This window comes from Chakrabartyella piscis (genome assembly GCA_030067835.1).
In the GTDB taxonomy this organism is placed as follows: domain Bacteria; phylum Bacillota; class Clostridia; order Lachnospirales; family Anaerotignaceae; genus Chakrabartyella; species Chakrabartyella piscis.
Map to the genome: position 1 here is coordinate 1,668,325 of CP092441.1, position 20,305 is coordinate 1,688,629.

Consider the following 20,305-nt stretch of genomic DNA (forward strand, 5'->3'; position numbering starts at 1 on the left):
TGGTGATGAATTGAAACGTATGCTTATGTTGATTCTATTGATTTTTCTATTTGCACCAAAAATGGTATATGCAACAACCATTGTAGAAACAGAATTAGAAGAAATGGGATTTTATGATACAGGTCTTGTCACAGAAGATGGTCAAAACTTTGGTGAACTGGTGGAAGGTGTTTTGACAGGTGATGTGGAGTTGACGTTTTCTGAATTGCCAGAAACCATAGGAAAGCTAGTGTTTTCTGAACTCTATACCCAAAAGAAATTGATGATTCAGCTGTTGCTCATTGTGGTTATGAGTGCCATTTTGAAACAATTGACAGATTCCATGCAAGGAAAAACAGTAGGCGAAATGGGCTTTGCTGTTTGCTATATGGTGTTGATTGTTTTGCTAACAGAATCCTTCTTTGATATATCCACAAGTGTTGTAGAACGTATACATATTATTTCCAATTCCTTTGGTGTGATGATGCCAATATTCTGTATTTTGGCTGTTTCTGGTGGAAATTTCACACAAGTTTCTATACTCGAACCAACCATTATGGCTGGTACTGCATTTTTAACCTTTGTCATTGAAATGTGTTTTGTTCCAGCAACTTTGATGGGTATTTCATTGGAAATGGTGAATCACTTAACTGAAAAACCAATTTTAGGAAGATTTGCAAAGCTATTGCGTCAAGGAATTTCTTGGAGCTTGAAGTTGATTGCTATGGCATTTGTGGCATTGTTATCTTTACAAAAAATAGGTGGTGGTGCAATCAATTCATTGGTGGTGAAAACAGCCGGTATTGCCATTGGTGCTGTACCAATTGTTGGTGATGTTATGGGTGGTGCAGTGGAAACCACATCTGTTATGATTGGAACTTTGAAAAGTGGTGCAGTGGTTGCCTGTGTCATATACCTATTAACCATCTGTCTACCACTGGTGATTCAGTTGATTGTAATTCTCTTGGTGTTTCAAATTGCAGCAGCTGCATCAGAATTCATCTGTGAAAGTAGGCTTGTCAATTGCATTGGTGTTGCTGCATCCTACACATCATTATTTCTAGGCATGATATGTTTGGCAGAAGGTATGTGCTTGTTTTCTGCCATCCTATTATTGAGCCATTTTTGAAAGGAGTTGACATATTTGTGGAATTTTCTGCATATATAAAAACAATAACAGCACTTACTATTTTCACTGCAATGGCATCTATGTGTTTACCTGATAACTCCTTTCGTAAATATTTGGAGTTGATTCTAGGGATTTTGGTCATGTCAGCAGTGATACAACCATTGTTTTCGTTATTTCAAGTGGAAGATATCGATTTTTTTGATTGGAATGAAACATACATAGTTTCAGAAACACTTTTGGATGAAGGCACCTATGAACAATTGGAATTGGAACGCCTCCAAAGAATACAAGAAAAACTGGACTTGGAAACGCAATATACAAAGGAAGGTGAAACACTTGCTGAAAAATGGTGAAAGCTGGCTTAGAAAATGGTTTCATAAAGAACATGGAAAGGGACTTGGACAATTGGGTGTTTTATTGTGTCTCGGTGTTTTGTTTCTATTTCTAGGTCAAACGATGTTTGCAGAAGATACGAAAGCGGAAATACAAATCCAAGTGGAACCAGAAAATCCATATGCAGAAAAAATGGCTATGGAAAGTCAAGTTGCAGAAATTCTATCCAAAGTTGAAGGTGCTGGCATGGTACAAGTGATGATTACATATCAAGACAATGGTATTTTTCAAGTTGCAACAGAAGAAAGTTTGGAAACAACCGAAAGCTACAGCACTGATACACAAGAGAAAACCGAAAAGAGCGAAACCACAATCTTACTTACAGAGGATGCAGAAGGTGCTACAACACCTTTTTTGTTGCAATCTACAGAACCTTCCATTGAGGGTATTGTGATTGTAGCGGAAGGAGGTGGAAATGCAGTCATCAGTCAGAATCTTTTCATAGCAGCACAAGCATTGTTTGATGTACCAGCACATAAAATTGCAATTTTGCAAATGCGAGCATAGGAGGAATGTACATGTTTGAAATCAAAAGAAATCAGGTGGTTGTCACAGCTCTAGCAGTGATGATTGCAGCAGCAGGGTATTTGAATTTCCAAGAATCACAAGGATCTGAAGGTACCAAAACAGCATTGCAATTGACAGAAGAAGGGGATATGATCGCAGTCATCAACGATTACGATACTTTGCCAGATGATATTTCAGCTTCAGAATTAAGCCTAGACCCAATTACAGCAGAGGTTTCTACCACAACAGGCGATGGTACAGCAATCTTTGTAAATGCAGATGCCACATCCAGTACAACGCAATATTTTGCAGAAGCGAAACTGGATCGTGAACAAGCAAGAGCCAAACAAACAGATATTTTAACAGAAATGCTCAACAACGAAAATGTAAGTGATGACCAAAAAGCAGTTTGTAGCGATACCATGATGGAATTGCAAGAACGCATTGAGAAAGAAACCGCTTCAGAAGCAATGATAGAAGCCAAAGGATTTACAGAAGCCTATGTACGAATTGATGACGATACTGTGGATGTGGTGGTCAGTGCCACAACATTGACAGAAGCACAAATTGCACAAATTGAAGATATCGTCACACGAAAAACCGGATTTTCTGTAGAACAAATTCGTATCAATCCCCTACAATAACATAAAAAAGACAATATATGTACAAATGTCTTTTCTAGGTTGTATGACTGTATAAAGTTTCAAGGTATCACTTCCTTTTATTGATAGACATATTTTTGTAAGATAATTGTAAGAAAGGGCGTAACTTCGGTTTTTGCTCTTTCTTTTTTGTGATTTTCTTGTAAAAACGGTGCATAAATAATTGCATATTTCCAGAAAATCTGATATACTAATGGTAATTGTAAGAATCAGAAAATATTCGTAACTGATTCGCTATAGAAATTTATCAAATTGAGAATTCTCAACAATTTAGGAGGTTATGATATGTCTGAGTATACAGAATGTAAAGGTTTCATTGAAATTTCTGATGAAGTGATTGCAGCAATTGCTGTGACAGCTGCTTTGGAAGTAGAAGGTGTTTGTGGCAACCCTACAAAAGGCTTTGCAGAGCTTTTAGGCAAAAAAGCATATACAAAATGTGTGCGCATTGCAAGAGAAGATGATGAAATGGAAATCGACTTGGATTTGATTGTCAAATTTGGCGTTAAAGTACAAGTGGTTGCAGCAGAAGTTCAAAAAAGTGTAAAAAGTTCCATGGAAACTATGACAGGTATGCAAGTGTCTGTTGTCAATGTTTCTGTATCAGGAATCATGAAAGAAAAAACGATCAAAGAAGAAGCGGAATAAGTATGGTACAATACAATGCCACTCCAATTTGGGGTGGTATTTTGCCCTTTTATATGCAACGGAGGTATATGAAATGAGTCGTAGAACAGCAAGAAAGAATGCATTTTTCCTTTTGTTCCAAATGGATTTCAATTTGGACGAAGAGTATGAACAAGTCAAAGAAATTTTCTTTGCAGAACAAGAAGAACCTGTTGACGAAGATGATCGTGATTTCATCTTGGATGAGGTAGAAGGTACAAGAAGCAACCTAGAAGCAATTGATGAATTGATTGGTTCTGTTGCAAAAGGTTGGGACACAGAACGTATGTCCAAAGTGGATTTGGCAATTTTACGTTTGGCTGTATATGAATTGAAATTTGGTGGCGAAACTCCTGTTGGTGTTTGCATCAATGAAGCGGTTGAGTTGGCAAAGAAATTCAGTTCCGATGAAGCACCAGCGTTTATCAATGGTATTTTGGGCAAAGTTGCAGCAATCAATACTGAGGAGTGATTCCTGTGGTGGAACCAAAGATATTTTCTGTTGGACAAATCAATAGATACATCAAAAATCTTTTGGAAAATGACTTCATTTTGGGTAGTCTTTTGGTCAAGGGTGAAATTTCCAATTTCAAAAATCATACATCAGGACACCTGTATTTCACTTTGAAAGATGCTGTTGGTGCACTGAGTTGCGTTATGTTCCAAAGGGATGCTGCATTGATGCCATTTGAAGTGGAGAATGGTATGGATGTGATTTTGTATGGACATATTTCTTTGTATGAAAAAACTGGACAATACCAGCTTTATGTGGAAATGATTGAACCACTTGGCATTGGCGCTTTGCAATTGGCATATGATCAATTGAAGCAAAAATTGATGACAGAAGGACTCTTTGATTCTGATTTCAAACGTGATTTTCCAACAAAAGTAGAAACCATAGCATTGGTTACATCACCAACAGGTGCAGCTGTTCAGGATATGATACAAATCATCAAAAGACGTGATCCACGTGTGAAAATTGCAATTTTTCCATCAATTGTTCAAGGAAATCAAGCAGGTGAGTCCATTGTAGAAGCCTTGAAATTGGCAAATGAATGGAAGCAAGCAGACGTTATTATTGTTGGACGTGGTGGTGGTTCCATTGAAGATTTATGGGCATTCAACGAAGAAAAGGTAGCACGTGCAATTTTTGCTTCAGAAACCTTTATCATATCTGCTGTGGGACATGAAACAGATACCACAATTGCTGATTTTGTGTCAGATTTACGAGCACCAACACCAAGTGCAGCAGCAGAATTGGCTACAGAACCTTTGGGACAAAGATTGGAAGAAGTGTTGTATCTGGAAAAGCGTTTGGATCGTACAGTACAAGCTATTTTTGAAGAATCTCAAAGACGTCTTTGGTATCTCAAAGAAAGACCTGTTATGAAGCGCCCTTTGGAAAATATCAACCAAATGCAAGTGCAAGTGGGTCAGATGAAAGATGCTATGACCAAATATGTTATGTTGCATTTACAGCAAAAAGCAACGCAAGAAAGTGTATTGGAAGAAAAGATGACAGCGTTATCACCATTATCGGTGATGAAACGAGGTTATGCTTTTGCAACAACCAAATCAGGAAAACACATCCATTCCATAAAAGATGTAGAATTGGGTGATACCATAGAATTACAAATTGCAGATGGTCATTTGCAAGTAGAAGTACAAAAAAAGGTGGTGGATTGCTTTGGCGAAACGTAAAATTTCATATGAAGAAGCAATGGAACGCATGGAAGAAATTGTGGATCGTTTGGAACAAGAAGAAATTTCTTTGGAGGAATCCGTTGCATTATACAAAGAAGGGTTGCAATTGTCTGCAATCTGTAAAGAAAAATTAAGTGTAGCAGAAGGTGAAATTTTGCTGCTAAGAAAAGAAGCTGGTCTTTGGGAGGAAACTCCTTTTGTAAAAGAGGAGGAAATATAATGGACTTTTCATTGCAAATGAACAATTGGATTCAACAAATCGAACCTGCATTGGAAGAAAGCATTCCAAAACAAAAAGCATTTTCACCTGTTTTGATGGAAGCTATGTCCTATAGTTTGATGGCTGGTGGCAAACGATTGCGACCAATGATGATTTTAGAAGCTTGCACATGTCTTGGCGGTGACCCAAAAGAAGCAATGCCATTTGCCTGTGCAATGGAAATGATTCACACCTATTCTTTGATTCATGATGATTTGCCAGCAATGGACAATGACGATTATAGACGTGGAAGATTGACCAATCATAAGGTATTTGGTGAAAATATGGCAATTCTTGCAGGTGATGGTTTGTTCCATCATGCAGCAGAAATCATGTCTAACGCTTGTTTGGCAAACCCTTGTAAAAAAACTGTAGCAGCAATGCAAACCATTTTACATGGAGCAGGTATCCACGGTATGTTGGTTGGACAAGTTGTGGATGTGTATTTTGAAGGCAAACCAATGGATGCAGAAATTTTGGATTTCATCCATATCAACAAAACAGCAGCTATGATTGCAGCAGCTTTGAAATCAGGTGCAATTCTTGGTGGTGCTGATGATGCTTTGGCAGAAAAATTCCATTTGGCTGGTATCAAAATCGGTGTTGCTTTCCAAATTTTAGATGATGTTTTGGATGTAGAAGGTGACCAAGAAACCTTGGGCAAACCCATTGGTAGTGATGAGAAAAATCAAAAAATCACATATGTAACTTTATTTGGTATCCAAAAGTCAAAAGAAATTGCAAGCAAACTTTCTGATGAAGCAATTGCCATTTGGCAAGAAATTGGAGTGCAATGTGCATTTTTGGAAGAACTCACAAAAAAATTGACTTGTAGAACCTATTGAGCTTGAAAGGAGTATGTTGTGTCAGATTTTAAAGAAATACTCAATAACACGCCATTTTGGGCAGCAATTGTTGCATGGGCAATTGCACAAGGAACAAAAATTGTTTTGACATTGATTCTTGAAAAAAGATTTGATGCCAGTAGAATTGTAGGAACTGGTGGTATGCCAAGTTCACATTCCGCTTTGGTTATGGCAATGACTTTTAATGTTGGAAAATACTATGGGTTTGCTTCACCATTATTTGCGGTGGCACTCATTTCTTCTTTTGTCGTTATGTATGACGCTGCTGGTATTAGGCGTGCAGCAGGAAAACAAGCAGAAATCATCAATATTTTGATTGTTGAGCATAAAGTACCAAGTGTTGAAAAGGTAAAAGAATTGTTGGGACATACGCCACTTGAAGTATTTGTTGGTGGTATTTTGGGAATTACAGTTGGTATGTTGATGTAATGAATTGATATAGAAAATAAGGAGAAAAAATGGCAGATAAAGAACGATTGGATGTACTTCTGGTGCAACAAGGGCTTGTAACTTCAAGAGAGCTTGCAAAAGCATATATTATGGCAGGGAATGTTTATGTCAATGGTATGAAGGAAGATAAAGCTGGTACAAAACTTCCTTTGGATGTTGCTTTAGAAGTACGTGGCAATCAAATGAAATATGTAAGTCGTGGTGGCTATAAATTGGAAAAAGCAATTGACTCTTTTGGAATCCAATTGGAAGATACCGTCTGTTTGGATATTGGTGCATCTACAGGTGGGTTTACCGATTGTATGTTGCAAAATGGAGCAAAAAAAGTGTATTCCATTGATGTTGGATATGGTCAATTTGCTTGGAAGTTGCGTACAGATCCAAGGGTTGTCTGTTTGGAAAAAACCAATGTGCGTTATGTGACAGAAGAACAAGTGCCAGATGCTGGTGATTTTGCTTCTATCGATGTTTCCTTCATTTCCTTGACAAAGGTAATGCCAGCTGTTCTTGGTGTTATGGGTGAATTTGGTCAGTTGGTTTGCTTGATCAAACCACAATTTGAAGCAGGACGTGAAAAAGTTGGTAAAAAAGGCGTCGTCAAAGATATCGCTGTCCACAAAGAAGTCATTGAAAAAATTGTAGATTTTGCATTTGCACAAAACTTGGGCATCTTAGGTTTGAGCTATTCTCCAATCAAAGGACCAGAAGGCAATATTGAATATTTGATTTATTTGACAAAGGGCAAAGAAGGATATTCCAAAGAAGAAATGGAAGTTATGGTTGCTGATATTGTAACCCAATCCCACGAAAGCCTGTAAATGAGGTGTCTTATGAAAAAAGTTGGTTTGATTCCAAATGGTGAAAAAGATAAATCATATACACTTACAAAACGCTTGTTGCAATATCTGTTGCATAAGGATTGTGTCCCTATGATTCCAGAAGATGTGGCAGAAGAAACTGGATATCACTCCTATGGTACTACCATTGAGGAATTGTATCACGAAACAGACTTTATCATTTCTCTAGGCGGTGATGGTACATTGCTTGGTGTTGGTAGAGGTGTTGCTAAGTTTGAAAAGCCAATTTTGGGCATTAATTTGGGTACCCTTGGATTTTTGACAGCAGAAGAAAAAAGCAATGCAGAATATGCCATTGATTGTGTGTTGGAAGATGCCTATATTTTAGAAAAACGTATGATGTTGGATGCTTCCATTGAGTTGGATAATGCTAAAAAAACTGGAATTCTAGCATTAAACGATATTTGTATCAGTCGTGGTGCAATGTATAAAATTTTGGAATATCGTATCTATGTCAATGACGAATATGTGGATACATTGCGAGCAGATGGCGTTATCATTTGTACACCAACTGGCTCTACAGCATATAATCTATCAGCAGGTGGACCCGTTTTGAAATCAGATGCTAAGATGATTGCCATTACACCTGTAGCAGCACATACACTGACAAGTCGTTCTATTGTGGTTTCGGCTGATGACAAAATTGCCATTGAAATCAACCCAAAAGAAGACATACCATTTACCATTAGTGCTGATGGTCAAGAAAATTATGATTTGGAAGGAAAAGTTTTGATTACCATTGAAAAATCCAGTTTCCAAACCATTATTATGAAAACAAATCCACAAGGATTTTATGAAATATTGAGACGAAAATTAGGAAGATAAAACAAAACATAAGGAGGATTGGAAGATGAAGATTGCTAGACATGCAAAGATTTTGGAATTGATCGAAAACAATGACATTGAAACACAAGATGAATTGGCACAAAAACTGTGTGAAGAAGGATTTGTGGTGACACAAGCCACTGTTTCAAGAGACATTCGTGAAATGAAATTGACAAAAATCGCTACGGAAAGAGGACGTCAAAAATACGCTGTGATTACAGGTAGCGATACAGAAATTACAGAACGTTTGACACGTGTATTTAGAGAAGCTGTGGTCAAAATGGACTATGCGCAAAATATGATTGTCATCAAAACATTGGAAGGTATGGGTATGGCTGTTGGTGTTGCCATTGACAACATGCAAAATACTGAAATTTTGGGTAGTATTGCAGGGGATGATACTGTTTTCTGTGTGGTGAGATCCCATAACCAAGCAGCAGTTATTGTAGAAAAATTGTATCGTATCATTCATACTACAAAATAATTTTGCAGAATAGGAGGCGTTTCTGTGCTAGAACATTTGCATATACAAAATGTTGCTTTGATTGCAGCTAGCCAAATTGCTTTTGGTGCAGGGCTAAATGTGTTGACTGGTGAAACAGGTGCTGGTAAATCCATGTTGATTGATTCTTTGCAGTTTGCTTTGGGTGGTCGAGTACAAAAGGATTTTTTGCGTCGTGGTGAAAAAATGGCAGTAGTTGAAGCTATGTTTTCTGTTGAAAATCCCGAACTTTTTTCTATTATGGAAGAAAAAGGACTTGCATTGGAAGATGATGGTTGCTTGCTCATCACCAGAACCTATAGCGAAAATGGTAAATCTCTTTGTCGCATCAATGGAAATATGGTTTCTGTTGGTATGCTTAAAGAAATTGCATCCGATTTGGTGGATTTTTATGGACAACATGAACATCAATCATTGCTGAAAGTGCCAAAACACATTTCACTTTTGGATCGCTATTGTGGCGAAACCTTCATTGGTTTATTACAAGAGTACAAAACCTCTTATGAAGCAAGAAAAGAAATTTTGAAAGAATTGAATGCCCTTTGGGGTGATGATGTGCAAATGGAACAAAAATTGGATATTTTACGCTACCAAAAGGATGAAATTGAAAGTGCTAATTTACGTATGGATGAAGAAGAAGAATTGTTGGAATCCAAAAAGAAATTATCACATATGGAACGTTTGATTCGTTTGGTTGGTGAATCTTTGGAATTGTTGTATGATGGTTCTGAACACAATATTTCTGTTTCGGATGCACTTGGTTCTGTTTTGCACAAATTGGAAGAGTGTAGTGGTATTGATGAAGATTTGGCTGAATACACCAATCGTATCAATGGGATTTATGCAGATTTGGAAGATGTTTCTCGTGAATTGAAACGCTATTCTCAAAATTTGGAAGACGATCCAGAAAGCTTGGAAGAAATAGAAAATCGTTTGCAAGTGATTTATAAATTGAAGCGAAAATATGGCGGTAGTGTAGAAGCTGTGTTTTCTTTCTATGAAAAAATCACAAAAGAACTCAATTACTTAACCGGTAGCGAACAAGAACTAGAGCGTCTGCAAATGGAATTGGAAACAACAGAACGCAAGTTAGAAAAGTTATCCACTCAATTGACTGCACTTCGCAAAGAAACTGCCAAAAACATGGAAGATCAAATCATGGCATCTTTACAAGATATGGAAATGAAACATGCCCGTTTTGCTGTTTCCTTCCAAGAAAAAGAAGATTTTGGTTCTTTGGGTAAAGATAAAATTGAATTTTTGATTTCCACAAATGCAGGCGAAGCATTGAAACCACTGGCTAAAATTGCATCAGGTGGTGAAATGAGTCGTATTATGCTGGCACTCAAAGGTGTTTTGGTGGATGCAGATGAAATTGGAACCTTTGTTTTTGATGAAATTGATACGGGTGTCAGTGGTAGAACTGCTGGTAAAGTAGGGGATAAGATGTCTGAAATAGGCAAAAAACGTCAAATTCTCTGTATCACACACTTGCCACAGATTGCAGCAAAAGCAGAAGCCCATTACCTCATAGAAAAAGAAGAAAAAGAAGATACCACCATTTCGAAGGTAACACAATTGACAGAAGATGCAACCATATCTGAAATTGCTCGTTTGATGGGTGGATATACCATAACCGATGCAACTATGGCAGCAGCTATGGCGCTTAGAAAAAATAAATAGTTGCAATTCTTGTATTAATGCAAATTGAATGAGGGAGGAATCGGTTATGTGGATTATTTTTGGCGTTGGAGCAATTATAGCGTTGGGACTCAATTTGAAGTTTTATATGACAAATAGAAATGCAGATATATTTAGGTTCATTAGCCTATCTTTGACAGCCTTAACGGTTTGTAGTTTTTATGCTCAAAATAAAACTTGGGTAATCAAAGAAGATTGGAGTGCTTTGCTGGATGTTGTCCCTGCTATGTCAACTGCATTGTGGATATTGGTTGCTATTTCCATTCTGACCAATGGTATTTCTTTGATCAAAAGTAAATAAAATATGTATCGTAAAAAATATAATTTATTGCAAATTGATAAATAATACACAAAAGCGAGATTCTCCAAATTGGAAATTCTCGCTTATTTTATTGCTCAAAATCAAATATTGGTATATCCAATCAAACTGAGATCCACTTCACGAGCAACATCTCTACCTTCTCTAATGGCATGCACCACCAAAGATTGCCCTCTATGCATATCACCAGCAACATACAAATTAGGAATATCTGTTGCAAAGCTATTTTCTTTTGTGATGACATTGGTTCTTGGATTGAGTTTCAAACCAAATGCATCTGCAACATAGCTTTGTGTGCCTAAGAAACCAGCTGCAATGAGCACCAAATCCACAGGAATTGTTTGTTCAGAGCCAGCAACTTCAACCATAGACATAGCACCTGTTTTTTCATTTTTCTTCCATTCCAATTGGACAATGGTAGCAGCCTTCACTTCACCTTTTTCACCTTTGACAAATTCTTTGACGGTGGTTTGGTAAATTCTAGGGTCATGTCCAAAAACAGCAATGGATTCTTGTTGACCATAATCTGTTTTCAAGACTTTGGGCCACTCAGGCCAAGGATTGGATGGCAATCTTTCTTCAGATGGTTTTGGCATCATTTCCAATTGTGTTACAGATTTTGCACCATGACGAATGGAAGTACCCACACAGTCATTACCAGTATCGCCACCACCGATAACCAAAACATGCTTGCCTTTTGCAGAGATGAAAGTACCTTCTTTCAAATTGCAATCCAACAAACTTTTGGTTGTAGATTTAAGGAAATCAACAGCAAAGTGGATTCCTGTTGCATCACGTCCAATTGCATTGATATCTCTTGGATTGGAAGCACCACATGTCAAAATAACACGATCAAATTGTTCCAACAAATCAGAACCAGCCATATTTTCACCAATATTTGCACCAAAGACAAAGTTTACGCCTTCTTCTTTCATAATATTGATTTTACGTTCGATGATGTGTTTTTCCAATTTCATATTTGGAATACCATACATCAACAAACCACCAGCTCTATCATTTCTTTCAAATACAGTTACATTGTGACCACGTTTGTTGAGCTTTTCAGCAGCAGCCAAACCAGAAGGACCAGCACCTACAATTGCAACTTTTTTACTGGTACGTACCTTTGGTGGTGCAACTTTTGCATAACCTACATTGTACGCATATTCAATAATGGTATATTCATTTTCTTTGATGGAAACAGGAGAATCATTGTATCCACAAGTACAAGCAGCTTCACAAGGTGAAGGACAAACTCTGGATGTGAATTCTGGGAAGGGGTTTGTTTTCTTCAAACGTTTGTATGCCGCTTCCATATTTCCTTTGTACAACAAATCGTTCCATTCTGGAATCAAATTGTTAAGTGGACAACCAGTGGTCATACCAGAAAGTTGAATCCCTGATTGACAAAATGAAACACCACATTCCATACATCTAGCACCTTGTAATTGTTGTTTTACAAGTGAGAGATGTTCATGGAATTCATCAAAGTTTTTAATTCTATTTTTAGGAGAAACGTCTGTGCTGACTTCTCTTTTGTATTCTATAAATCCTGTTGGTTTACCCATTTTTTCTCACCTCTCATCCTTTGGTTGACATATAAAACGCTTCGATTTCTGCTTGTTTTTTGCTCAGACCTTTACCTTGCAATGTTGCAATACGTTTCATCATGATACGATAGTTTATTGGTATAATTTTCTTGAATTTAGGCAAATATTCTTCAAAGTTATCCAAAATTTCTTGACCTTTCACAGAAGCTGTATGGGCAACATGAGATTGGATCAATTCACGCAATTCAGATGTATCGCCAGTCATTTCTTCCATAGCAACCATTTCTTTATTCAAAGTTTTGTACAAGTCGAAATGTTCATCCAAAACATAAGCAACGCCACCACTCATACCAGCAGCAAAGTTTTTACCAACTTTACCCAAAATTGCAACTTTACCACCTGTCATATATTCCAAACCGTGATCGCCAACACCTTCACAAACAGCAGTAGCACCAGAGTTACGGATACAGAAACGTTCCCCAACAATACCATTGATGTAAGCAGAACCGCTTGTAGCACCATACAATGCAACGTTACCAATGATGATATTTTCGTTTTGGTTGAATTTAGCTTCTTTTGGTGTAGTGACAATCAATTTACCACCAGACAAGCCTTTACCCAAGTAGTCATTGCTTTCACCAGTCAAATCCAAAGTGAGACCTTTTGGAATGAAAGCACCAAAACTTTGACCACCAGAACCAGTACAATGTACCACAAAGGTATCATCTTCCAAGTTGTTTTGGTGAAGTCTTGTGATTTCAGAACCGAAGATGGTACCAAAGGAACGATCCAAGTTTGTTACATGCATGGAAATTTCTTTGTGTTCCCCTTTAGGCAATTGTTTTTTGAATTCACGAAGCAAAACAGAAATATCTGCTGTTTTATCCAATTCAAAGTCGAAACGTTTGTCTGGATTGAAAATTTTATTATCTGTAGCAAAAGTAGTATCCAAGATACGAGCCAAGTCCACTTTTCTTGCTTTTTTATTTACAATGTTTTCACGTTTTTTCAACAAATCAGAACGTCCAACCAATTCACTCAATGTGCGAACACCAAGAAGTGCCATATATTCACGCAACTCTTCTGCAATGAACATCATAAAGTTGATGACATATTCTGGTTTACCTTTGAAACGTTTGCGAAGTTCTGGATTTTGTGTTGCAATACCTACAGGGCATGTATCCAAGTTACAAACACGCATCATGACACAACCCAAAGAAACCAATGGAGCAGTAGCAAAACCAAATTCTTCAGCACCAAGCATTGCAGCAATGGCAACATCTTTACCACTCATCAATTTACCATCTGTTTCGATAACAACTTTGTCACGCAAGTCATTCATAATGAGAGTTTGGTGTGTTTCTGCAAGACCCAATTCCCAAGGAATACCAGCGTTGTGGATGGAGCTGATTGGAGCAGCACCAGTACCGCCATCATAACCAGAAATCAAGATAACTTCAGCACCCGCTTTTGCAACACCAGCAGCAATGGTACCAACACCAGCTTCTGCAACCAATTTTACAGAAATTCTGGATTGTCTATTTGCATTTTTGAGATCATAAATCAATTCTGCCAAATCCTCAATGGAATAAATATCATGATGAGGTGGAGGAGAAATCAAAGTTACGCCAGTTGTGGAGTGTCTTGTATCTGCAATCCAAGGATATACTTTTTCACCAGGAAGATGTCCACCTTCACCAGGTTTTGCACCTTGTGCCATTTTGATTTGCAATTCCTTTGCACTAACCAAATATTCACTGGTAACACCAAAGCGTCCAGAAGCAACTTGTTTGATGGCAGAACAACGATTTTGTTCGCCTTTTGCAGTGTAGAGACGTTCCAAACTTTCGCCACCTTCACCACTATTGGATTTACCACCAATGGTATTCATTGCAATTGCCAACGCTTCATGGGCTTCACCAGAAATGGAACCATAGGACATAGCACCAGTTTTGAATCGTTTCACAATGCTTGCAGCAGATTCCACTTCTTCAATTGGAATTGCTTTTTCTGCATAGTTGAAATCAAACAAACCACGAATGGTTCCAATATTTCCTTCTGTGTTCATCAATTTTGTATATTCTTTGAACATAGAATAGTTGTTTTCACGTGTAGCACGTTGCAACAAGCTAATGGTCATTGGGTTATACAAATGTTCTTCACCATTGCTGATGTATTTGTGGTTACCAACGCTAGACAAAGACAAATCCATATCCAAATCCAATGGATCGAATGCAGAAGTATGCAGTTCTTTCAACTCTTCTTCAATATCTTTCAAATTGATACCACCAATACGACTTGTGGTACCAGTGAAGTATTTTTCTGTAACAGCTTCATCCACACCAACCGCTTCAAAGATTTGAGAACCTTGGTAGGAACCAATGGTGGAAATACCCATTTTGGAAGCAATCTTAACAATACCATGCAAAATACCATTGTTGTAATCGTCAACAGCAGCATAGTAGTCTTTATCCAACAAACTTTCATCAATCAAATAACGAATGCTTTCTTGTGCCAAGTATGGATTGACAGCAGAAGCACCATAACCAAGAAGTGTAGCAAAATGATGCACTTCACGTGGTTCGCCACTTTCCAAAATCATAGCAACAAGAGTTCTTCTTTTGGTACGAACCAAATATTGTTGCAAAGAAGATACTGCAAGCAAAGAAGGAATTGCCATATGGTTTTCATCAATGCCACGGTCAGAAAGAATGATGATATTAGCGCCATCTTTATATGCTTTATCAACCATAACAAACAATTGGTCAATGGCTTTATCCAATGCCATTGTTTTATAATAGGTAGTAGGAACTGTTTGTACTTTGAATCCTTTTACCTTCATATTTTTGATTTTAAGCAAATCCAAATTGGTCAAGATAGGGTTGTTTACCTTCAAAATAGGATGATCTTTGAAAGAAGTATCCAAAGGATTGTTATCTGCACCAACATAAACAGTAGTGCTGGTTACAATTTCTTCACGAATCGCATCCATTGGAGGATTGGTTACTTGTGCAAACATTTGTTTGAAGTAGTTGAACAAAGGTTGTTTTTGTGCAGACAAAACAGGAATTGGAGTATCCACACCCATAGATGTGATTTCTTCAGAGCCTGTCAATGCCAAAGCCAAAATACCTTTATTGACATCTTCATATGTGTAGCCAAACGCTTTTTGCAAACGCAACAATTCTTCTTCACTATATTCATAAACACGTTCATTTGGAATACGAAGTGTATTCAAAGGAACAAGGTTTTTATCCAACCATTGACCATAAGCATGTTTGGTTGCATAGGATTCTTTCAATTCTTCATCATCGATAACTCTACCTTTGACAGTATCTACCAAAAGCATTTTACCAGGATGCAAACGTTCTTTTTTCACAACGTTTTCAATTTTGGTATCCAAAACACCAACTTCAGATGACAAAATCAATGTATCATCAGCTGTAATGTAGTATCTGGATGGACGCAAACCGTTACGATCCAAAACAGCACCCAACAAATCACCATCAGAGAACAAGATAGAAGCAGGACCATCCCAAGGTTCCATCATAGTTGCATAATAGTGGTAGAAATCTTTTTTCTCAATGCTCATTGCTTTGTTGTTATCCCAAGGTTCTGGAATGGTAATCATAACCGCCAATGGCAAATCCATACCACTCATCACCAAGAATTCCAATGTATTATCCAATTGTGCAGAGTCAGAACCATCTCTTTCTACAACTGGCAAGATTTTATGAAGTTCTTCAGACAATGCTTCAGATTCCAAACGTTCTTCACGGGACATCATCTTATCCACATTACCTTTGATGGTGTTGATTTCACCATTGTGTACAATAAAACGATTTGGATGAGCACGTTCCCAACTTGGATTTGTGTTGGTACTGAAACGTGAATGTACTGTTGCAATTGCAGATTCATAGTCAGAATCTTGCAAGTCATGGAAGAACAAACGCAAGTCAGATACCAAGAACATACCTTTATATACAATGGTTCTACTGGAAAGAGAACATACATATGTGCTATCATCGCTGTGTTCAAAAATTCTTCTTGCAATATAAAGCATACGATCAAATTCCAAACCAGTTGCAACATCAACAGGTTTTTCAATGAACGCTTGTGCAATATAAGGCATACAATCCACAGCTTTTTGACCCAAAATTTCTGGTTCTACAGGCACAGTTCTCCAACCTAAGAATTTGAGACCTTGTTTTTTGACAATGATTTCAAACATTTTTTGTGATTGGATGCGTTTCAATTCATCAGAAGGGAAGAAGAACATACCAATTCCGTATTCTCTTTTTTCACCCAAAGTCACACCGATTTTTTTTGCTTCCTTTTTAAAGAACTTATGTGAAATTTGCAATAAGATACCAACACCGTCACCAGTTTTTCCATCTGCATCTTTACCCGCTCTATGTTCCAAAGTTTCTACAATTTGCAAAGCATTTTTTACAATTTGATGAGTTGCTTTACCTTTGATATTGACAACAGCACCAATACCGCAATTGTCATGCTCATATTTTGGATCATACAACCCAAACCTCTGATTGCCAACGATTTCTTTGTAATTCATGGTAAATCCTCCTTTATGATGTAGAATCAAAACGCCACAGAACAAGCAGTTGGTTGCAAGATTGGGACGTATTTTCTTTTTGGTTCTATTGATTATGCAACTTACAAATGTCTTTTGTACAAGGACAAAAACCACTTTTTGTTTTGAAAAAAGTACATCTGAAAATCCAGCTGTTTTAACCATTTTAGAAGTTATAGCATAAAATTCATGAATTGTAAATAGTTTTGAAAACATTTTTCGTGTTGATAAATTATTAATAGTTTCCATTGTAAAATTTGTCATTTTTCTTGTTTATTTCGTATAATTTATGAAAATTGTTAATAATTTGTATGTGCAAAATTTTTCATTGCAATAAATATTGTGTATTTTTATAAGGGGTAAATTCCATTTATACAGGTATATAATGTGTTTTCGCTATTTTGGAGAAAAAATCGAAAATTCTGCAAAAATATAAATAAAAAAATATGAAATAAGCAAATATTTTGATATAAAATACGAACACAGTTTCTTTTTTTCTACTGATACCTTGCTCTTTTCTATGAATTTCTGTATAATGAATGGATACGTATATTTTGTAAAAATAGAAAGGATACTACATGATTTCATTTATCAAAGGTATTTTATCATACCAAACAGAAACATCTGCCATTGTAGAAACTGGTGGCATTGGATACCAAATCTATCTTTCACCAAATACCTTGGCAAAGCTGCCACAAATAGGATATGAAGTGAAATTATTTACCTATATGAGTGTGCGTGAAGATGATATTTCTTTGTTTGGCTTTTCTGCAATGGAAGAAAAAGAAATGTTTTTGAAATTGTTGAGCATATCTGGTATTGGTCCAAAAGGTGCATTGGCTTTCTTGGCAACACTTACACCACAAGAAATTGTAATGGCAATTCTATCAGCAGATGTGAAAACCCTTTCTAGTGTTTCTGGCATTGGCAAAAAGACAGCACAACGTGTCATTTTGGAATTGAAAGATAAATTTACAACAGAAGATGCCGTTTCTTTGCCACTAGAAGGTATTTCTGATGGTATGGAACTTGGAAATGATGCAAAACTGGAAGCAATCGAAGCATTGACTTCTCTTGGATATAGCAGAAGTGAAGCTGCAAAAGCATTGCAATCCATAGACACAGAAGGATTGTCAACAGAAGAAATTTTGAAACTTGCACTCAAAAAGATGATTTCCTTTTGAGAACAATAGACACCATAGAGTAAAGAAGGTGAATCAGTGGAAAACAGAAGAATTTTAACAGCAGGATTTCGTGAAGAAGATACAGAATTCGAACCCAAGTTGCGACCAGATACCTTGGATACTTATATAGGACAAGAAAGCGTCAAAGAAAATTTGCGTGTGTTTATTGAAGCTGCAAAGGGTAGAGGAGAAGCTCTTGACCATGTGCTTTTATATGGACCACCTGGACTTGGAAAAACCACCTTATCCAATATCATAGCCAATGAAATGGGTGTGAATATGAAGGTGACATCAGGTCCAGCCATTGAACGAGCAGGGGATATGGCAGCAGTGCTCAATGGTTTGAATGAAGGAGATATCTTATTTATTGATGAAATCCATCGCTTGAATCGTTTGATAGAAGAAATTTTATATCCAGCAATGGAGGATTATGCCATAGATATTATGATTGGAAAGGGTTCTGGTGCCAGATCTGTGCGTTTGGATTTGCCAAAATTTACTTTGGTGGGTGCAACCACAAGAATTGGGCTTTTGACAGCACCACTTCGGGATCGTTTTGGTGTGGTACATCGCTTGGAACCATATGACATTGCAAATTTGACCACCATTATCATACGTTCAGCAGGTGTTTTAAATGTAGAAATTGAAGAAGAAGGTGCCATTGAAATTGCCAGACGTTCTAGGGGTACACCTAGGATTGCAAACCGTTTATTGAAACGTGTACGTGATTTTGCAGAAGTCAAATATGATGGCATTATCACTGCTGAAGTGGCTCGTTTTGCACTGGATTTATTGGATGTGGATAAGGTTGGTTTGGATTATATCGATCGTAAAATGCTTTTGACCATGATGGATAAATTTGGTGGTAAGCCGGTTGGTTTGGATACCTTAGCAGCATCCATTGGTGAAGAATCTGAAACCATTGAAGATGTATACGAACCATATTTATTGCAATTGGGATACATTCAAAGAACACCAAGAGGTCGTATTGTGACTGCACTTGGATATCATCATTTTGGAAAAGAACCAAAGGAAAATTAGGAGGAACTATGAAACTTAAAATTGAAGAAGTGATTGAAAATGTAAAGGATGAACTCCTTTGTTATGAAGGTATGGAAGATAAATTGGATGAATGGGAAGCTGGATTCCACGCTTGGATCAAAAGAAGAAATGGCAAAGATAAATGTCTTGTGGAAGAAAAAGGGCAATTGTACTTGAAAATTTCTGATGAAGGCGAAATTATGGAAATGGCAGATTCTTATATGGATGCCATTGAAGCAGGAGATATTAAAAAATATTGGTATGATTTTTAAGATTCTTCACCTTCGGTTCTGAATGACAAGTCCCCCTAATTTGTATCATCTGTAGGGAATGGTCTTGACCGTTCCGCCGTCTCATTTCATCAAGGAGTAACCAATGAAAATTATTTTATCACCAGCTAAAAAAATGAATATGGATGTGGATAGTGGCTTTTCTGTTACAACTCCAACTTTTTTGGAAGAAACAAAGGAAATTCTATCTGCTTTACAAGAAAAATCACCAGAAGAATTACAAAAGCTTTGGAAATGCAACGATTCCATTGCAAAACTAAACGTAGAACGTCTTAGATATATGGATTTGGAACGTAATGTAACACCAGCTATCTTTGCATATGAAGGCATTCAATACCAATATATGAGTGTCAATGTATTTGAGGAAAGTCAGTTTGATTATCTCAATGACCATTTGCGTATTTTATCTGGTTTTTATGGAGTTTTGAAACCATTTGATGGTGTAACCCCATATCGTTTGGAAATGCAAGCAAAATTGTCTGTTTCTGGTACCAAAGATTTATATGCATTTTGGGATGATGCACTTGCAAAGGAATTGGCATTGGATGGTGATTTTATTTTGAATCTTGCTTCCAAAGAATATAGCAAAACCATTGAAAAGCATCTGCCAAAAGAAATGGATTTCATTACCTGTGTATTTGGCGAAATTGTAGGTGATAAAATCGTTGAAAAGGGGACTATGTGTAAAATGGCTCGTGGTAGAATGGTTCGTTATTTGGCAGAAAATCACATCACAGATAAAGAAGATATCAAAAAATTCAATATAGGATATCAATATCAAGAAGAATTGTCAACGAAAAATCAATTTGTATTTTTAAGGAGTGAATGAT

21 protein-coding genes are annotated in these 20,305 nt (G+C 37.0%); 19 read left to right on the plus strand and 2 right to left on the minus strand.

Annotation, left to right across the window (positions count from 1 at the left end):
- The first annotated feature begins 19 nt into the window (after window positions 1-19).
- From MJY40_RS07435 to MJY40_RS07505, 15 genes are all read left to right on the plus strand, one after another.
- Window positions 20-1,108 (plus strand): stage III sporulation protein AE, encoded by a 1,089-nt coding sequence (locus MJY40_RS07435; RefSeq protein WP_317856432.1) that lies wholly within the window; start codon window positions 20-22, stop codon window positions 1,106-1,108.
- A 17-nt stretch (window positions 1,109-1,125) separates the two neighbouring features.
- On the plus strand, window positions 1,126-1,461 hold the full coding sequence (locus MJY40_RS07440; protein WP_317856354.1) for a stage III sporulation protein AF: 336 nt from the start codon (window positions 1,126-1,128) through the stop codon (window positions 1,459-1,461).
- Entirely contained in the window at window positions 1,445-2,008 is a 564-nt protein-coding gene (locus MJY40_RS07445; RefSeq protein WP_317856355.1) for a hypothetical protein, read from the plus strand. Before MJY40_RS07440 ends, MJY40_RS07445 begins: the two co-directional genes overlap by 17 nt.
- 11 nt (window positions 2,009-2,019) lie before the next feature.
- Window positions 2,020-2,652, plus strand: a complete 633-nt coding sequence (locus tag MJY40_RS07450; protein WP_317856356.1) for a SpoIIIAH-like family protein — start codon at window positions 2,020-2,022, stop codon at window positions 2,650-2,652.
- Between the two features lie 303 nt (window positions 2,653-2,955).
- Window positions 2,956-3,318, plus strand: coding sequence for an Asp23/Gls24 family envelope stress response protein (locus tag MJY40_RS07455; RefSeq protein ID WP_317856357.1), 363 nt, complete (start codon window positions 2,956-2,958; stop codon window positions 3,316-3,318).
- A 73-nt stretch (window positions 3,319-3,391) separates the two neighbouring features.
- Window positions 3,392-3,808, plus strand: coding sequence for a transcription antitermination factor NusB (gene nusB / locus MJY40_RS07460; RefSeq protein WP_317856358.1), 417 nt, complete (start codon window positions 3,392-3,394; stop codon window positions 3,806-3,808).
- Between the two features lie 5 nt (window positions 3,809-3,813).
- On the plus strand, window positions 3,814-5,037 hold the full coding sequence (xseA, locus tag MJY40_RS07465; RefSeq protein ID WP_317856359.1) for an exodeoxyribonuclease VII large subunit: 1,224 nt from the start codon (window positions 3,814-3,816) through the stop codon (window positions 5,035-5,037).
- On the plus strand, window positions 5,024-5,260 hold the full coding sequence (xseB, locus tag MJY40_RS07470; RefSeq protein ID WP_317856360.1) for an exodeoxyribonuclease VII small subunit: 237 nt from the start codon (window positions 5,024-5,026) through the stop codon (window positions 5,258-5,260). Before xseA ends, xseB begins: the two co-directional genes overlap by 14 nt.
- Window positions 5,260-6,144 (plus strand): polyprenyl synthetase family protein, encoded by an 885-nt coding sequence (locus MJY40_RS07475; RefSeq protein ID WP_317856361.1) that lies wholly within the window; start codon window positions 5,260-5,262, stop codon window positions 6,142-6,144. The genes xseB and MJY40_RS07475 overlap by 1 nt, the downstream gene beginning before the upstream one ends.
- A gap of 18 nt (window positions 6,145-6,162) precedes the next feature.
- A complete protein-coding gene (locus tag MJY40_RS07480; RefSeq protein WP_317856362.1) occupies window positions 6,163-6,594 on the plus strand; it encodes a divergent PAP2 family protein in 432 nt (143 codons plus the stop codon).
- Window positions 6,595-6,623: 29 nt separating this feature from the next.
- Complete coding sequence (locus tag MJY40_RS07485) at window positions 6,624-7,433, plus strand: TlyA family RNA methyltransferase (protein ID WP_317856363.1); 810 nt, start codon at window positions 6,624-6,626, stop codon at window positions 7,431-7,433.
- A 12-nt stretch (window positions 7,434-7,445) separates the two neighbouring features.
- A complete protein-coding gene (locus MJY40_RS07490; RefSeq protein WP_317856364.1) occupies window positions 7,446-8,297 on the plus strand; it encodes an NAD(+)/NADH kinase in 852 nt (283 codons plus the stop codon).
- Window positions 8,298-8,322: 25 nt separating this feature from the next.
- Window positions 8,323-8,781, plus strand: coding sequence for an arginine repressor (argR, locus tag MJY40_RS07495; RefSeq protein ID WP_317856365.1), 459 nt, complete (start codon window positions 8,323-8,325; stop codon window positions 8,779-8,781).
- 24 nt (window positions 8,782-8,805) lie between these two features.
- Window positions 8,806-10,482 carry a DNA repair protein RecN gene (recN, locus tag MJY40_RS07500; RefSeq protein WP_317856366.1) on the plus strand — a complete coding sequence of 559 codons (1,677 nt, stop codon included), beginning with the start codon at window positions 8,806-8,808 and terminating at the stop codon, window positions 10,480-10,482.
- A gap of 46 nt (window positions 10,483-10,528) precedes the next feature.
- Window positions 10,529-10,801: a hypothetical protein gene (locus MJY40_RS07505; RefSeq protein WP_317856367.1), complete on the plus strand. Its 273-nt coding sequence runs from the start codon at window positions 10,529-10,531 to the stop codon at window positions 10,799-10,801.
- Between the two features lie 101 nt (window positions 10,802-10,902).
- On the opposite strand, the gene MJY40_RS07510 is transcribed toward MJY40_RS07505, so the two are convergent.
- Window positions 10,903-12,387: a glutamate synthase subunit beta gene (locus MJY40_RS07510; RefSeq protein WP_317856368.1), complete on the minus strand. Its 1,485-nt coding sequence runs from the start codon at window positions 12,385-12,387 to the stop codon at window positions 10,903-10,905.
- A gap of 13 nt (window positions 12,388-12,400) precedes the next feature.
- On the minus strand, window positions 12,401-16,942 hold the full coding sequence (gene gltB, locus MJY40_RS07515) for a glutamate synthase large subunit (RefSeq protein ID WP_317856369.1): 4,542 nt from the start codon (window positions 16,940-16,942) through the stop codon (window positions 12,401-12,403).
- A gap of 596 nt (window positions 16,943-17,538) precedes the next feature.
- Between gltB and ruvA the strand changes: the two genes are divergently transcribed.
- The 4 genes from ruvA (at window position 17,539) to yaaA (ending at window position 20,304) form a co-directional block, all read left to right on the plus strand.
- The gene (gene ruvA / locus MJY40_RS07520; protein WP_317856370.1) at window positions 17,539-18,144 is read left to right on the plus strand and encodes a Holliday junction branch migration protein RuvA; all 606 of its coding nucleotides are present in this window, start codon (window positions 17,539-17,541) and stop codon (window positions 18,142-18,144) included.
- A gap of 36 nt (window positions 18,145-18,180) precedes the next feature.
- Window positions 18,181-19,185 (plus strand): Holliday junction branch migration DNA helicase RuvB, encoded by a 1,005-nt coding sequence (gene ruvB, locus MJY40_RS07525; protein WP_317856371.1) that lies wholly within the window; start codon window positions 18,181-18,183, stop codon window positions 19,183-19,185.
- A gap of 8 nt (window positions 19,186-19,193) precedes the next feature.
- Entirely contained in the window at window positions 19,194-19,457 is a 264-nt protein-coding gene (locus tag MJY40_RS07530; protein ID WP_317856372.1) for a hypothetical protein, read from the plus strand.
- A 103-nt stretch (window positions 19,458-19,560) separates the two neighbouring features.
- A complete protein-coding gene (yaaA, locus tag MJY40_RS07535) occupies window positions 19,561-20,304 on the plus strand; it encodes a peroxide stress protein YaaA (protein ID WP_317856373.1) in 744 nt (247 codons plus the stop codon).
- Window position 20,305 lies beyond the last annotated feature (1 nt).

Coding starts and splice junctions, on each gene's coding strand:
- argR (WP_317856365.1), top strand. CDS start 8,323: ATGAAGATTGCTAGACATGCAAAGATTTTGGAATTGATCGAAAACAAT.
- MJY40_RS07450 (WP_317856356.1), top strand. CDS start 2,020: ATGTTTGAAATCAAAAGAAATCAGGTGGTTGTCACAGCTCTAGCAGTG.
- yaaA (WP_317856373.1), top strand. CDS start 19,561: ATGAAAATTATTTTATCACCAGCTAAAAAAATGAATATGGATGTGGAT.
- MJY40_RS07455 (WP_317856357.1), top strand. CDS start 2,956: ATGTCTGAGTATACAGAATGTAAAGGTTTCATTGAAATTTCTGATGAA.
- MJY40_RS07510 (WP_317856368.1), bottom strand. CDS start 12,387: ATGGGTAAACCAACAGGATTTATAGAATACAAAAGAGAAGTCAGCACA.
- MJY40_RS07485 (WP_317856363.1), top strand. CDS start 6,624: ATGGCAGATAAAGAACGATTGGATGTACTTCTGGTGCAACAAGGGCTT.
- gltB (WP_317856369.1), bottom strand. CDS start 16,942: ATGAATTACAAAGAAATCGTTGGCAATCAGAGGTTTGGGTTGTATGAT.
- nusB (WP_317856358.1), top strand. CDS start 3,392: ATGAGTCGTAGAACAGCAAGAAAGAATGCATTTTTCCTTTTGTTCCAA.
- ruvA (WP_317856370.1), top strand. CDS start 17,539: ATGATTTCATTTATCAAAGGTATTTTATCATACCAAACAGAAACATCT.
- MJY40_RS07490 (WP_317856364.1), top strand. CDS start 7,446: ATGAAAAAAGTTGGTTTGATTCCAAATGGTGAAAAAGATAAATCATAT.
- MJY40_RS07435 (WP_317856432.1), top strand. CDS start 20: ATGCTTATGTTGATTCTATTGATTTTTCTATTTGCACCAAAAATGGTA.
- MJY40_RS07475 (WP_317856361.1), top strand. CDS start 5,260: ATGGACTTTTCATTGCAAATGAACAATTGGATTCAACAAATCGAACCT.
- MJY40_RS07505 (WP_317856367.1), top strand. CDS start 10,529: ATGTGGATTATTTTTGGCGTTGGAGCAATTATAGCGTTGGGACTCAAT.
- MJY40_RS07530 (WP_317856372.1), top strand. CDS start 19,194: ATGAAACTTAAAATTGAAGAAGTGATTGAAAATGTAAAGGATGAACTC.